We start from the raw sequence: 13,411 nt of genomic DNA on the forward strand, positions 1-13,411 counted from the left end.
GGCCAAATCGGCGGTGGTCATTTTGGTCGAGATCGTCATCCGGTCGCGGCCAGCAGGCGTCGGGTCTCCTCGACGTCGCCGGCGATGGCGGTGATCAGGTCCGCCACGTCGGGGTAGTTCACCATTCCCCGGATCCGGCCGACGAAGTCGATCGCGACGTGCTGACCGTAGAGGTCGGCACTCGTGTCGAGGACGAAAGCCTCCACGGTGCGGGTGCGCCCGGAGAAGGTGGGGTTGGTTCCCACCGACACCGCGGCCTGATACCGCTCCCCCGGCTCCACCTGGCCGACGACCGGGCCGGCACCGAGAACCGAGAACCACGCGGCGTACACGCCGTCCGCGGGGATCGCGGCGTACATGGGCGGGGCGACGTTGGCCGTCGGATAGCCCAGTTCCCGACCGCGACCGTCACCACGAACCACCACACCCTCCACTCGGTGCGGCCGACCCAGCGCCTCGGCCGCGGCCTCGACGTCACCGGCGGCGACACACGATCGGATGTAGGTGGAGGAGAATGTGACCGCATGCTCGCCGAACAGCGAGACGGCCTGGACCTCGAACCCGAACTTGCGGCCGAGGTCGGCGAGCTTGGCGACATCGCCGGCCGCCTTCTTCCCGAAGGTGAAGTTGTCGCCGACGACGACGTCGGCGGCGTGCAACGACTCGACCAGGATGTCGTGGGCGAAGTCCTTGGGTGAGCGCGAGGCGAGTTCCGGCGTGAACGGCATCACGCAGAACACGTCGATGCCGAGTTGCTCGGCGAGTTCGGCCCGGCGGGTCAGGGTCGTCAGCTGCGGCGGATGGGTGCCGGGACGGACCACCTCGGCCGGGTGCGGATCGAACGTCATCAGGACCGCGGGAACGCCGCGCTCCTTGGCGGCCGTCGTCGCGGCATGGATCAGCTGGGCATGCCCGCGATGCGCGCCGTCGAACACACCGATCGTGACCACGCATCTGCCCCAGTCCGCGGGGATGTCGTCGAGACCTCGCCAACGCAACACGCGCACCAGCCTACGGCGCGCCCCCCGAACAGACCACATCCGGCCGCCGGTGTTGAACAGCGTGTTTCAGACGCTTCGACCATCGTTGAACAGACATACAACTGCCGAACACGCGGCGACTCGTGTCGCTCTGCGATCGGGCACGTCCTAAGCTCGAAGAATGCCCCAGTCGCGTACGGCCCGATCCGGCGGGCCCGAAGCTGGGGGAAACGGCGGCGCTTCGTCCTCTTCCCCCGACCGTCCGGTGACCGAGCTGTCCAGCGTGACGCAGGACTACCTGAAGGTGATCTGGACCCTGCAGGAATGGGCCGACGTCAAGGTCACCACCAAGATGCTCGCCGAGCGGCTGGGGGTCTCGGCCTCGACCGCCTCGGAGGCCATCCGCAAGCTCGCCGATCAAGGCCTGGTGGCACACGAGCGCTACGGGTCGGTCACCCTCACCGACGAAGGCCAGGCCGCCGCGGTGCTCATGGTGCGCCGCCACCGACTGCTCGAGACCTTCCTGGTGCGGGAACTCGGCTACGGCTGGGATGAGGTGCACGACGAGGCCGAGGTGCTCGAACACGCGGTGTCGGATCGGTTGATGTCGCGTCTCGACGCGAAACTCGGCTTCCCGAGCCGGGATCCGCACGGCGATCCGATCCCCGCCCTCGACGGTTCGGTTCCGAGCCCCGACGCGAAGCTCCTCTCGGATCTCGATGTGGACGAATCCGGGACGGTGGCAAGGATTTCCGACGACGACCCGGAGATGCTGCGGTACTTCGACGAGGTCGGCGTGGCCCTCGACCGTGTCGTCACGGTGGTTGAGAAGCGACCGTTCGCCGGCACGATCTCGATCTCCGTCGACGGCAGCGACCAGATCGACCTCGGCGACATAGCCGCCCGTGCGATCTTCCTCGTTCCGGCTCCCTGACGTACGAAGCCCCCCAAAGGGTCGGGCGGCTCAGCGCAGTGTCGCCGGCCTGACCACCATCACCGAGCTCGCGCGCCTGCCCTTCTCCTGCACCAGCGCGATCGCCTGCCCGGCCGGATCGATGACGACGTAGGTCTCCTTGCGGCCCACCGGCGTCAACCATCGACCCTGGCTGATCGACTCGGCCTCGTCGGCGTCGATGTCGCGATGCGGGAACGACAGCTTCGCCGCCTCGTCGATGGTCAGCGACAGTTGCGGTCGCTCGCGCAACGTGTCCAGGGTGCGGGCGTGGTCGAGAGTGAACGGGCCGACCGCGGTGCGCCGCAGCATCGTCAGGTGCCCGCCGACGCCGAGGGCGGCACCGAGGTCGCGGGCGAGGGAACGGATGTAGGTGCCGGCCGAACAGTCCACCTCGACGTCGACATCGACGAAACCACCGCCCTCGACGCCATCACCCTCACCGTCGTCGATTCGCCGGATCTCGATGACGTCGAAGCGACTCACCGTCACCGGCCGCGCCTGGAGATCGAACTCGGCGCCGGTGCGCGCCAGGGCGTGCGCCCGTCGGCCGTCGACCTTGATCGCACTGACCCGCGCGGGAACCTGGTCGATGTCCCCGGTCAATGCGGTGATCTCCGCTGCGATCCGGGCGTCGTCGAGGTGCCGGGCGTTGGTACGCGACACGATCTCGCCCTCGCGGTCGTCGGTGTCGGTGGCCGCACCGAGGCGAATCGTCGCGCTGTACGACTTGGTGGTCAGCGACAGCAAACCGAGCAATTTGGTCGCCCGTTCGATCCCGACCACGAGCACTCCGGTGGCCATCGGGTCCAGGGTCCCGGCATGCCCGACCCGCCTGGTGTCGAACATCTTTCGGCATCTGGACACGACGTCGTGGCTGGTCATCCCGGCGTCTTTGTCGACGATGACCAATCCGGCGTTCTCGATCGAGGCGTCGGCCATGGTCAGACCAGCGCGATCGTCGTCGTGATCAGGCCCCGGTCGATCAGCCACCGCCCACGCAGTTCGGCCAGTGGCGCTCCACCGTCGACGACGGATCCGTCGATGAGAATCCGCGACGTGAACGTGCCGCCCCGTTCCGAGGCCTGCTCGAACGTGATGTGTGCGTCCTCGAACCCCAGCCACCGTTGGGTGAGCGGGAACCACGCCTTGTAGGTCGCCTCCTTGGCGCAGAACAGCAGCCGGTCCCAGTGCAGGTCGGTGCCGCGGGTGGCGAGCACGTCGCGTTCTTCGGCGAGGCTGGTGTGCTCCAGGACCCCGTCGGGCAGTCGGTCATGCGGTTCGGCGTCGATACCCAGCGACCGCACCTGCAGCGCATAGGCGACGACGGCCGCCCGGTAGCCGTCGCAGTGGGTGAGGCTGCCGACCACCCGGTCCGGCCACAGCGGCATCCCCCGCTCACCCCGCAGGATGGGCGCGGGATCGATTCCCAACTCCCCCATGGCCTGCCGGGCACAGTGCCGGGCCGTGGTGAACTCGCGGCGGCGCTTGTCCACTGCCCGCTCGATGAGTGACCGTTCGGCCGGCATCGGCTCGATACCCGGCGGGTCGGTGAAGGCCTCGGCCGCGGCGACACCGTTCGGCACGAGTTGTTCGATCATCGATCGCCTTCCCGGTTTCTCGAGCGGGACGCCCTCCGCTCACGGCGCTCGGCGATCCGCCGCGCGAACTCCGCAGCCCGGCGTTCGTAATCCGGCGGGAGTTCGAAACGCGCCCCGTGGCCCGGGAGGTCGGCCTCGGTGAGCCCAGGATCGGGAATGATGGGTCGTAGCAACGGTTCCGGCAGACCGCGACGCTTCCATTCGCGCGGGTAGCCCACCGACACCTCTTCGAAGCGCACGTCGTCATACCAGGTGGTGCGGGGGATGTGCAGGTGGCCGTACACGCAGCATGCGGCGTTGTATCGGGTGTGCCAGTCGGCGGTGAGTTCGCTGCCGCACCACAGCGCGAACTCCGGATACATCAGGGCATCGGTCGGTTCGCGCCGCAACGGCCAGTGGTTGATCAGCACGGTCGGCTCGGACGGGTCGAGCGCGTCCAACCGTCGGCGGGTCGCCTCGATGCGGGCCCGTCCCCAGGCGTCGCGGGTCGGATACGGTTCCGGCGACAACAGGAACTCGTCGGTGGCGACGACGTTGCGTTCACGCGCCAACGCGAGCGCGGTCAGCGTCGTCGTGGTGCCTTCGGGCCGGAATGTGTAGTCGTACAAGAGGAACATCGGCACCACGCGTGCGGCCGGTGACCCGTCACCGGGATCGAACAGTGGGTAGATGTCCTCCGGTGTGACCACACCGATGTCGCGACAGGCCTGCACCAGGTAGTCGTAGCGGGCGACACCGAAGATCTGCAACGGATCTTTGGCGGTGGTGTACAGCTCATGGTTGCCCGGCACCCAGACGACCGTGTGGAACCGTGCCCGCAGGCGGCGCAGCGTGTCGATGATGTCGTCGGTGCGTTCGGCGACGTCCCCGGCGACGATCAGCCAGTCCTCGCTGCTCTGCGGCCGTATCTGGTCGACGATGTGTTCGTTGCCCCGATGGGCGACGTGAAGGTCGCTGATCGCCCACAAGGTCGCCATGTCACCACCCTAACGATGTGGGCGCGGTCACCGCCGACCCGCCCGGGCACTGACGCCGGCGGCGCAGCCCGATCCGTAGACGACGAATCCACCTCGGTCGAGGCCGAGGTGGATTCGTCGAGATGGGGTTTGGTGCGGTCGAGCGGTCAGCGGCCGGGCGCTCCCGGCAGCGCCGACTTCTCGTAGGTCAGCACGCCGTCGGGTTCGGTGACGAACTCACCGGCACAACGTCCCTGGAACGCGGCCACGGTCACATCCCAGATCTTCGGGTCGAACGACTCGAAGGTGTGCTCGAGGCCCAGTGCCGGCAGCGATTCGTTCGCCGGGATCGGCGTGACGCGGCACTGTCCGCCGTCGAGGTGACCGTCGACCCATTCACGGGCGCTGCGCACGCCGTAGTACTCGGTGTCACCGGGGGTGTCGTCGCCGGCATTGAGCTGCTTCATGAACGGGGTACCCGGGCACACCTCCGGGCCGGCCTGCTGGCCGCAGGCGCCGGGCGATCCGTACTGCGGACTGCCGAAGGCGAGGTAGGTGTCGACCTTCTCGGTGCCGCCCATCTCCTTGAGGTAGTAGCGCGCGCTGACCCCGCCGATGCTGTGTCCGACGAGCGCGACGCGGTCGTTCGGGTGCTCGCGCTTGATGCGGTCGACCTCGGCGGAGATCACCGCCGCGTCCTCTTTCACGTCGAACCCGAACAGGTTGAGTGCCTTGGACGGGTACCCGCGTGATGTGAGGTTGTCGGCCATGGGGACGTACGGCACCTCCCCGAAGTACTGCCCGGGGATGATCAGGGCACGTGTGGTGGAGGGTGCCGCGTCAGCCGGGGCGGCCACCGCCGCGATCCCCGCCGTCGCCAGTGCGCCGCAGGTCAGCGCTATGAGAGTTCTCAGTTTCCGAAGTGGCATGGCGGTAAGGGTACCCCAAGTTCGTCAGTGAACTTACTCGCGGGTCAGATCGCCACTCCGGTCCGCCGCCAGTGACCCGAGCGCACCCGTGTCGCTACCGCGATCAGCCGCAACACCATGAACACGACGAGTCCTGTCCAGATACCGGCGAGTCCCCAGTCGAATACGAGCGACAACCAGATCAGCGGCAGGAAGCCACCGAGCGCCGCAGCGAGCGTGGCGGTACGCAGGAAGCGCGCGTCGCCCGCTCCGAGCAGCACCCCGTCGAGCGCGAACACCACACCGGCGATCGGCAGCATCGCGACGAAGTACCACCACGGAACCGAGATCGCATCGAGGATCTCCGGGTCTGAGGTGAAGAGCTTCGGGATCAGCGCCCCACCGGCGGCGAAGACCCCGGCCGCCACGCCGGCGGCCGCGAGCGACACCACCGTGACCCGCCGCGCGATCCCCATGGCCGAATCGACGGCCCTGGCACCGAGGGCGGCGCCGACCAGTGACTGCGCGGCGATGGCGAGAGAGTCGAGGAACAGCGACATGAACTCCCACAACTGCAGCACCACCTGATGTGCGGCGACTGCGGCGACGCCGAACCGCGCGGCCACCGCCGCCGCGGACAGGAAGCACACCTGGAACGAGAGGCTGCGCAGCACCAGATCGCGTGCCATCACCAACTGCGCCCGGATCACCACGGGATCGGGGGCGATGCGCGGCGACGACGAGCGACGCACCTCGCGGACGACACGGATCAGAAACAGCAGACCGGTGAGCCCCTGCCCGACCAGATTCGCGAAGGCACTGCCGGGCAGCCCCAACCTCGGGAACCCGGCCACCCCGTGGGTCAGGCCGATCACCAGCACCGCCGCCACCGACAATCCGACGACGACGTAGACCACCGGCCGACGGGTGTCCTGGACGCCGCGCATCCATCCGTTCCCCGCCATCGACAGCAGGATCAGGGGGACCCCGAACATCGCGATGCGCAGCCATCCGGCGGCGTCGTCGACGACCTGTTCGGCCCCCGGCGAAGACGTCCCGACCAGCAGCCGCATCACGGTCGGGGCGAGCGGGTACATCACGGCCACCAGCAGCACACCGACCGCGATGGCGATCCAACTCGCCTGAACGCCTTCGGAGACCGCACCGGAACGATCACCGGCGCCGTATTTGCGTGCGGTCCGGGCCGTGGTGCCGTAGGACAGGAAGGTGAGCTGGGTGGAGATGACCGACAACACGAGGGTGCCGACGCCGAGGGCGGCCAATTCGTTGCCGCCGAGCCGTCCGACGACGGCGAGGTCGAGCAACAGGTACAGCGGCGGCGCGATGAGCACCGCAAGCGCCGACACCGTGAGCACGGCGATCCGGCGACCACTCACCACCGGTGGCGCCGAGTCCGACTCGCTCAGAGCGACTCCACCAACCGCGCGATGACGTCGTCGACGGTTCCCGTGTCGCTGTAGCCCGATGCGTGCCGATGGCCGCCACCGCCGTGGGCGGCGGCGATCGGGACGAGGTCGACGCTGTGTTTGGATCGCAGCGACACCGTCCACTCCCCGGGGGCGGTTTCCTTGAGGACGGCGGCGACCTCGGCCTCGTTCGCGGTCCGCACGATGTCGATGACGCTCTCGGATTCCTCCCAGCTCATCGCGGAGAGGATCTCGTGGCCGACGACGGCGTACACGCAGCCCTCACCGCTGCACGCCTCCGGCAGCAGGCGGGCCCCGGCGAGCACCTGGGCGACCATGGAGAACCAGGCGAACGGGTGGGTGTCGAGAAGTGCGCGGCTCCACGCCCGTCCGTCGACGCCGGCCTCAATGAGGCGCGCCGCGATGCGGAACGACTCGGGGCGCGCCCACTTGAACGAGCCGGTGTCGGTGACGAGCCCCGCGTACAGACATGTCGCGATCTCGTCGTCGATCTCCACGCCCATCTCGTCGAGCACCGAGAGCACGAGGACGGCGGTGCAGTCGGCGCCCGCGTCGATCAGATCGAGTTCCGCGAAGCCCTCGTTGGAGGCGTGGTGGTCGATCGCCACCGAATGCTGCGCCGCGGACAACACCGGCGCGAGTTCGTTCAACCGCCCCAGGCTGGCCGCATCGACCGACACCACCACGGCATGGCCGACCACCTCGGCGGCGGGGACCAGCAACTTGCTGCCCGGCAGGTCGCCGAGCACGGTCGGCAGCGACACCGTCGCGGGGAACGCCACCTCCACCTCGGTGCCGAGCCGGTCCAACGCGAGTCCCAGCGCCAGTCCGCTGCCGATGGTGTCCGCGTCCGGGCGGACATGGCAGAGGATTGTCACGGCGGGGACGCCGGTCAGTGCGCGGGCCACTGCCGTGCTGGTCGAGGCGGTCACTCCTGCGAACCGCTGTCGTCGGCGTCTTCGTCGTCGCGGCGGTAGGGATCGGCCTCGCCGGCCGGTGACGCGCCGGCGGCCTGCCGGGCGACGAGCTCGTCGTTCGCACGGGCGCGGGCGACGAGTTCCTCCATGTGCCGGGCCGCGTCAGGCACGGTGTCGAGCACGAAGGTCAGCGTCGGGGTGAACCGCACCCCGGTGCCCGCTCCCACCTTCGACCGCAGGATGCCGGTCGCCTTGGCCAAGCCGGCCGCGGCCGCCTCGTAGTCGGGTTCGGCGTCAATGGATTCGCCCATGACTGTGTAGAACACCGTCGCGTCGTGGAGATCGTTGGTCACCCGGGCGTCGGTGATGGTGACGAAGGCCAGACGTGGATCCTTGATCTCGGTGCCGATCGCCGACGCGACGATCGAGGAGATCCGTTTCGCCAGGCGCGCAGCTCGTGCCGAATCAGCCATCTTCGATCCTTTCCACTGGAAAACTACTCCCCTTCGGTCTCCGCACGCGTAGTGGTGCGGAGACCGAAGGGGAGATCGTGTGTGCGGCAGGTCAGTCCCGCGCCTTCTCCTGCAACTCGTAGGTCTCGATGACGTCGTCGACCTTGATGTCGCTGTAGGTCAGCGTGAGACCACATTCGTAGCCTTCGCGCACCTCGGTCACGTCGTCCTTCTCGCGACGCAGCGACGAGATCGTCAGGTTCTCGGCGACCACGACGTTGTCGCGGAGCAGGCGGGCCTTGGCGTTGCGGCGCATGATGCCCGACTGGACCAGACAGCCGGCGATGTTGCCGACCTTCGACGACTTGAAGATGGCCCGGATCTCGGCGCGGCCGAGCTCGACCTCTTCGTAGACCGGCTTGAGCATGCCCTTGAGCGCGCTCTCGATCTCGTCGATGGCCTGGTAGATCACCGAGTAGTACCGGATGTCGACGCCCTCGCGGTTGGCCAGCTCGGTGGCCTTGCCCTCCGCGCGCACGTTGAACCCGATGATGATCGCGTCCGACGCCGCCGCGAGGTTGACGTTGGTCTCGGTGACACCACCGACACCGCGGTCGATGACCCGCAGCGAGACCTCGTCGCCCATGTCGATACCCAGCAGAGCCTCTTCGAGCGCCTCGACGGTACCCGAGTTGTCGCCCTTGAGGATCAGGTTGAGCTGGCTGGTCTCCTTGAGCGCCGAATCCAGATCTTCCAGACTGATCCGCTTGCGGCTGCGCGCGGCGAGCGCGTTGCGCTTACGCGCATTGCGCCGGTCGGCGATCTGCCGGGCGGTGCGGTCCTCTTCGACGACGAGCAGGTTGTCACCCGCGCCGGGCACCGACGTGAAGCCGATGACCTGGACCGGACGCGACGGGAGCGCCTCGGCCACGTCGTCGCCGTGCTCGTCGACCATGCGTCGGACACGTCCGTAGGCGTCGCCCGCGACGATCGAGTCGCCGACCTTGAGCGTGCCGCGCTGCACGAGCACGGTCGCCACCGGTCCGCGACCACGGTCGAGGTGTGCCTCGATCGCGACGCCCTGGGCGTCCATGTCGGGGTTGGCGCGCAGATCCAGCGAGGCGTCCGCGGTCAGCAGGACCGCTTCCAGCAACGCATCGATGTTGTCGCCCTGCTTGGCGGAGATGTCGACGAACATCGTCTCGCCGCCGTACTCCTCCGGGATCAGGCCGTACTCGGTGAGCTGACCACGGATCTTCGCCGGGTCGGCGCCTTCCTTGTCGATCTTGTTGACCGCCACCACGATCGGCACATCGGCCGCCTGCGCGTGGTTGACCGCCTCCACCGTCTGCGGCATGACGCCGTCGTCGGCCGCGACCACGAGGATCGCGATGTCGGTGGCCTTGGCACCACGGGCACGCATGGCGGTGAACGCCTCGTGACCCGGGGTGTCGATGAAGGTGATCAGACGATCGTCCCCGTTGAGGTGGGTGTTCACCTGGTAGGCACCGATGTGCTGGGTGATGCCACCGGCCTCCGCCTCGCGGACGTTGGCCTTGCGCACGGTGTCGAGCAGTCGGGTCTTGCCGTGGTCGACGTGACCCATGACGGTGACCACCGGCGGCCGCTGCTCGAGATCCTCTTCGCCGCCCTCGTCCTCGCCGTAGGACAGGTCGAAGCTCTCCAGGAGCTCGCGATCCTCGTCCTCCGGGCTGACGACCTGGACGGTGTAGTTCATCTCGGAGCCGAGCAGCTCCAGCGTCTCGTCGTTGACCGACTCGGTTGCCGTGACCATCTCGCCGAGGTTGAACAACGCCTGGACCAGCGATGCCGGGTTGGCGTCGATCTTGTCGGCGAAGTCGGACAGCGAGGCACCACGGGCGAGACGGATGGTCTCGCCGTTGCCGCGCGGCAGCCGAACGCCACCGACGGCCGGAGCCTGCATGTTCTCGTACTCGGCGCGTTTTGCCCGCTTCGACTTGCGTCCTCTGCGCGGGGCACCGCCGGGACGACCGAACGCACCCGCGGCACCGCCGCGACCGCGACCGCCGCCGCCTCCGGGGCGTCCGCGGAAGCCGCCGGGCGCGCCGCCGCCTCCGCCGGGTCCGCCGCGGAAGCCGCCGCCTCCGCCGCCACCGCCGCGGCCGCCGCCACCGCCGGGCCCGCCGCGGCCGGGTCGGCCTGCGTCAGGGCGTGCGGCACGGCTCGGCATGGCGCCGGGGCTGGGCCTCGGGGGCATGCTGCCGGGGCTCGGGCGGGGTCCGCCCTGGCCGGGTCCGGGGCGAGGACCGCCCTGTCCGGGACGTCCGCCGGCACCGGGACGACCGCCGCCGGGGCGAGGGCCACCCTGTCCCGGTCCGGGGCGGGGGCCCTGCGGCCGCGGAGCGGGCGCGGGTGCAGATGAATAGGGGTTGTTGCCGACGCGCGGGGCACGCGGGCCGGGCTTGGGTCCGGGACGCGGACCCGGCCGTGCGGGTGCACCGGTGTCCTGCGCGGCCGGGGCCTCCGACTTGGGGGCCGGCGCAGGCTTCGGCTTGGCCGGTGTCGGGGCGGGTGTCGGCGTCGGCGCCGCGTTGGCGGCCGCTGCCGGTGATGGACCCGGGGTGGGTGCGCCGGGCTTGGGACCGGGGCGGGCCGCCGGGCCGGGCTTCACGCCGCCGTTCGCGCCGGGCTTGGGGGCGCCACCGGGCTTCGGCGCCGACTTGGCGCCGTCCTTGGATCCGGAGGACTGGGGGAATGATTCGCGGAGTCGACGGGCCACGGGGGCCTCCACCGTCGACGACGCGGATTTGACGAACTCGCCCTGTTCCTTCAGACGCTCGAGCACCTGTTTGCTCGTCACGCCGAGTTCTTTGGCCAGTTCATGAACGCGGGCCTTGCCTGCCACTGCTCTCCTCACTTGGAGGTCGAGCGGGCTGCCCGCTACGACCTCGGTTTACGTCCGATACGCGCTCATCGTGGGTACTTCACGGTGTGCTCATGTCTTCTGCTACCTGTTCCGGCCGTTACGGCCATTTCCTTCGGTGATCCCGCCGATCGCTTCGGCGAGGTCGTCGGGGTCCACGGTCAGACCGGGGACCCGTAGTGCCGAGCCGAACGCCTTGCGTCGCACCGCCGCGGATACGCAGTCCCGCCGCGGGTGCAACCAGGCACCTCGTCCCGGCATGGTTCGCGTGCCGTCGACCACGAGTTCGGGTGGACCGTCGTCCTCGCGGACGGCGACCCGGACCAGATCCGTGGCCTCGGAACGTTGACGACAACCGACACACATCCGGACCGGACCCCGACGGTCTGAGCCGTCGTGTGGGACCTTTCGTTCGATGTTGTCGGCAGCCTTCGCTGAACCATCGATCAGTCTAGCGCGCTGAGTCCGTTCCCGAGCAACCGGCTGCTCAGTCGCCATGCGAGGCGCCGTGACGACCGCCGTGTGCCGCCGGCGGGGTCGGGTCGGCGTCCGAGCGGATGTCGATGCGCCAGCCGGTGAGCCGCGCCGCGAGGCGCGCATTCTGCCCTTCTTTGCCGATTGCCAGCGACAGCTGATAGTCGGGCACCACGACCCGCGCGGCCTTGCCGGCCAGATCGATGACCTCGACGGACACAACCTTCGCCGGGGACAGTGCATTCCCGACGAACGCGCCGGGATCGGTGTCGAAGTCGATGATGTCTATCTTCTCGCCGGCCAGCTCGCTCATCACGTTGCGGACCCGCTGCCCCATCGGACCAATGCAGGCGCCCTTCGCGTTGAGGCCGCTGACGCCGGTGTGGACGGCGATCTTGGAGCGGTGACCGGCCTCACGGGCGACCGCGACGATCTCCACCGATCCGTCCTCGATCTCGGGCACCTCCAGCGAGAACAGCTTGCGGACCAGATTGGGGTGGGTGCGCGACAGGGTGATCTGGGGTCCGCGCGGTCCGCGCGACACACCGACGACGTAGCACTTGATGCGGTCGCCGTGCTGATAGGACTCGCCGGGCACCTGTTCGGCCGGCGGGATCACCCCTTCGGCACTGTTGGCGTCACTGCCGATCTGGACGACGATCATCCCGCGAGCGTTGGCACGGGCATCCTGCTGGACGACGCCGCCGACGATCTCGCCCTCGTGGGTGACGAAGTCGCCGAAGTTCTTCTCGTTCTCTGCGTCACGCAGGCGTTGCAGGATGACCTGGCGCGCGGTGGTGGCCGCGATGCGACCGAAACCTTCCGGGGTGTCGTCCCATTCGTGGACGACGTCGCCGTTGGCGTCGAGTTCCTGTGCCATCACTCGCACCGCACCGGTCTTGCGGTTGACGTCGATCCGCGCGTGCGGCGCGAAGCCCTCGGTGTGCCGGTAGGCGGTCAGCAGGGCGGTCTCGATCGCGGTGATGACCGTCTCGATGGAGATACCCTTGTCGGCCTCGATCATCCGCAACGCGTTGATGTCGATGTTCATCTGGCTGGACTCCTATTCATTTGTCGATTCCTATTCATTTGTCCGATTCGATTGTGCGCAGATCCGCTGCGTTTGTGAATGCGATGCGCGATGTCGGTCAGGGTGCGGAGCGCCGCAGCGCTATTTCGTCGGCGTCGAGTCCGCACATCTCGAGTTCGGCAACCGAGGGCCGGGAGAAATCGACCTCGACAACCGCCTTGATCACCGAGTCCAGCGCTACCCGTTCGGTGCGCAGACGACCGCGCTCGTTGATGACGAGGACAACCGACTCGTCGTCGATCGGACCGATCCGGGCCGTGTGGTGGGCCGCAGCGCCCGCATCGTCGGTGTGATCGACGGCGACCTTGCGGCCGGTGGCGCGGCGCCAATGACGAGGCCGCGTCAGCGGTCTGCCCACCCCGGGCGAGGTGACCTCGAGGACGAAGACGGCGTCGGCGGTGTCGGGTGCCGCGTCGAGAGCGTCGGAGAGGTCCCTGCTGAGGTCGGCGAGCACGTCGAGGTCGCCACCTCCGTCGCGATCGACGACGACGCTCACCTCAGGACGATCGGCAGGTCCGGAGACGACGACATCCTCGAGGTCGAACCCACGCGCCGACACCAGCGGTTCGACGAGCCGGTGGACCTGCTCGGCAGTGATCGGCACGGATGCTCCTCGTCTTCAGTTGTCCGGCGTCCTCGGTTGACTCGGCGTCTCGAGTCGCCCCGCCCCGGCTCGCACGCAGTGGACCACTGTAGACCATCGACATCCCGTCCCGGCGCCGCCGCGC

At 68.8% G+C, this 13,411-nt stretch carries 13 protein-coding genes; 1 reads left to right on the top strand and 12 read right to left on the bottom strand.

Going from position 1 to position 13,411, the window contains the following annotated elements:
* Positions 1-35: 35 nt before the first annotated feature.
* A complete protein-coding gene (locus VZC37_RS09685) occupies positions 36-1,001 on the bottom strand; it encodes a bifunctional riboflavin kinase/FAD synthetase (protein WP_330432242.1) in 966 nt (321 codons plus the stop codon).
* Positions 1,002-1,161: 160 nt separating this feature from the next.
* Between VZC37_RS09685 and VZC37_RS09690 the strand changes: the two genes are divergently transcribed.
* On the top strand, positions 1,162-1,914 hold the full coding sequence (locus VZC37_RS09690; RefSeq protein ID WP_431309369.1) for a metal-dependent transcriptional regulator: 753 nt from the start codon (positions 1,162-1,164) through the stop codon (positions 1,912-1,914).
* 30 nt (positions 1,915-1,944) lie between these two features.
* Here the strand turns inward: VZC37_RS09690 and truB are convergent, their stop codons facing one another.
* From truB to rimP, 11 genes are all read right to left on the bottom strand, one after another.
* Positions 1,945-2,874 carry a tRNA pseudouridine(55) synthase TruB gene (gene truB / locus VZC37_RS09695; protein ID WP_330432244.1) on the bottom strand — a complete coding sequence of 310 codons (930 nt, stop codon included), beginning with the start codon at positions 2,872-2,874 and terminating at the stop codon, positions 1,945-1,947.
* Positions 2,875-2,876: 2 nt separating this feature from the next.
* Positions 2,877-3,533: a 4'-phosphopantetheinyl transferase family protein gene (locus VZC37_RS09700; protein WP_330432245.1), complete on the bottom strand. Its 657-nt coding sequence runs from the start codon at positions 3,531-3,533 to the stop codon at positions 2,877-2,879.
* Positions 3,530-4,510 carry a metallophosphoesterase family protein gene (locus tag VZC37_RS09705; protein ID WP_330432246.1) on the bottom strand — a complete coding sequence of 327 codons (981 nt, stop codon included), beginning with the start codon at positions 4,508-4,510 and terminating at the stop codon, positions 3,530-3,532. The genes VZC37_RS09700 and VZC37_RS09705 overlap by 4 nt, the downstream gene beginning before the upstream one ends.
* Positions 4,511-4,656: 146 nt before the next feature.
* Complete coding sequence (locus VZC37_RS09710) at positions 4,657-5,418, bottom strand: esterase/lipase family protein (protein WP_330432247.1); 762 nt, start codon at positions 5,416-5,418, stop codon at positions 4,657-4,659.
* 44 nt (positions 5,419-5,462) lie between these two features.
* Positions 5,463-6,797: an MATE family efflux transporter gene (locus tag VZC37_RS09715; protein WP_330432248.1), complete on the bottom strand. Its 1,335-nt coding sequence runs from the start codon at positions 6,795-6,797 to the stop codon at positions 5,463-5,465.
* Positions 6,798-6,820: 23 nt separating this feature from the next.
* Positions 6,821-7,777, bottom strand: a complete 957-nt coding sequence (locus VZC37_RS09720) for a DHH family phosphoesterase (protein WP_330432249.1) — start codon at positions 7,775-7,777, stop codon at positions 6,821-6,823.
* Positions 7,774-8,235 (bottom strand): 30S ribosome-binding factor RbfA, encoded by a 462-nt coding sequence (gene rbfA, locus VZC37_RS09725; protein ID WP_330432250.1) that lies wholly within the window; start codon positions 8,233-8,235, stop codon positions 7,774-7,776. The genes VZC37_RS09720 and rbfA overlap by 4 nt, the downstream gene beginning before the upstream one ends.
* Before the next feature lie 91 nt (positions 8,236-8,326).
* The gene (gene infB / locus VZC37_RS09730) at positions 8,327-11,101 is read right to left on the bottom strand and encodes a translation initiation factor IF-2 (RefSeq protein ID WP_330432251.1); all 2,775 of its coding nucleotides are present in this window, start codon (positions 11,099-11,101) and stop codon (positions 8,327-8,329) included.
* Positions 11,102-11,203: 102 nt separating this feature from the next.
* The gene (locus tag VZC37_RS09735; RefSeq protein WP_330432252.1) at positions 11,204-11,485 is read right to left on the bottom strand and encodes a YlxR family protein; all 282 of its coding nucleotides are present in this window, start codon (positions 11,483-11,485) and stop codon (positions 11,204-11,206) included.
* A gap of 121 nt (positions 11,486-11,606) precedes the next feature.
* The gene (gene nusA / locus VZC37_RS09740) at positions 11,607-12,644 is read right to left on the bottom strand and encodes a transcription termination factor NusA (protein WP_330432253.1); all 1,038 of its coding nucleotides are present in this window, start codon (positions 12,642-12,644) and stop codon (positions 11,607-11,609) included.
* A 97-nt stretch (positions 12,645-12,741) separates the two neighbouring features.
* Positions 12,742-13,287 carry a ribosome maturation factor RimP gene (gene rimP, locus VZC37_RS09745; RefSeq protein WP_330432254.1) on the bottom strand — a complete coding sequence of 182 codons (546 nt, stop codon included), beginning with the start codon at positions 13,285-13,287 and terminating at the stop codon, positions 12,742-12,744.
* Between the last annotated feature and the right edge of the window lie 124 nt (positions 13,288-13,411).

The organism is Gordonia sesuvii, assembly GCF_036350415.1.
Classification (GTDB): Bacteria; Actinomycetota; Actinomycetes; order Mycobacteriales; family Mycobacteriaceae; genus Gordonia; species Gordonia sesuvii.

Coding starts and splice junctions, on each gene's coding strand:
- truB (WP_330432244.1), bottom strand. CDS start 2,874: ATGGCCGACGCCTCGATCGAGAACGCCGGATTGGTCATCGTCGACAAA.
- VZC37_RS09690 (WP_431309369.1), top strand. CDS start 1,162: ATGCCCCAGTCGCGTACGGCCCGATCCGGCGGGCCCGAAGCTGGGGGA.
- VZC37_RS09710 (WP_330432247.1), bottom strand. CDS start 5,418: ATGCCACTTCGGAAACTGAGAACTCTCATAGCGCTGACCTGCGGCGCA.
- VZC37_RS09700 (WP_330432245.1), bottom strand. CDS start 3,533: ATGATCGAACAACTCGTGCCGAACGGTGTCGCCGCGGCCGAGGCCTTC.
- rbfA (WP_330432250.1), bottom strand. CDS start 8,235: ATGGCTGATTCGGCACGAGCTGCGCGCCTGGCGAAACGGATCTCCTCG.
- VZC37_RS09735 (WP_330432252.1), bottom strand. CDS start 11,485: ATGTGTGTCGGTTGTCGTCAACGTTCCGAGGCCACGGATCTGGTCCGG.
- nusA (WP_330432253.1), bottom strand. CDS start 12,644: ATGAACATCGACATCAACGCGTTGCGGATGATCGAGGCCGACAAGGGT.
- VZC37_RS09705 (WP_330432246.1), bottom strand. CDS start 4,510: ATGGCGACCTTGTGGGCGATCAGCGACCTTCACGTCGCCCATCGGGGC.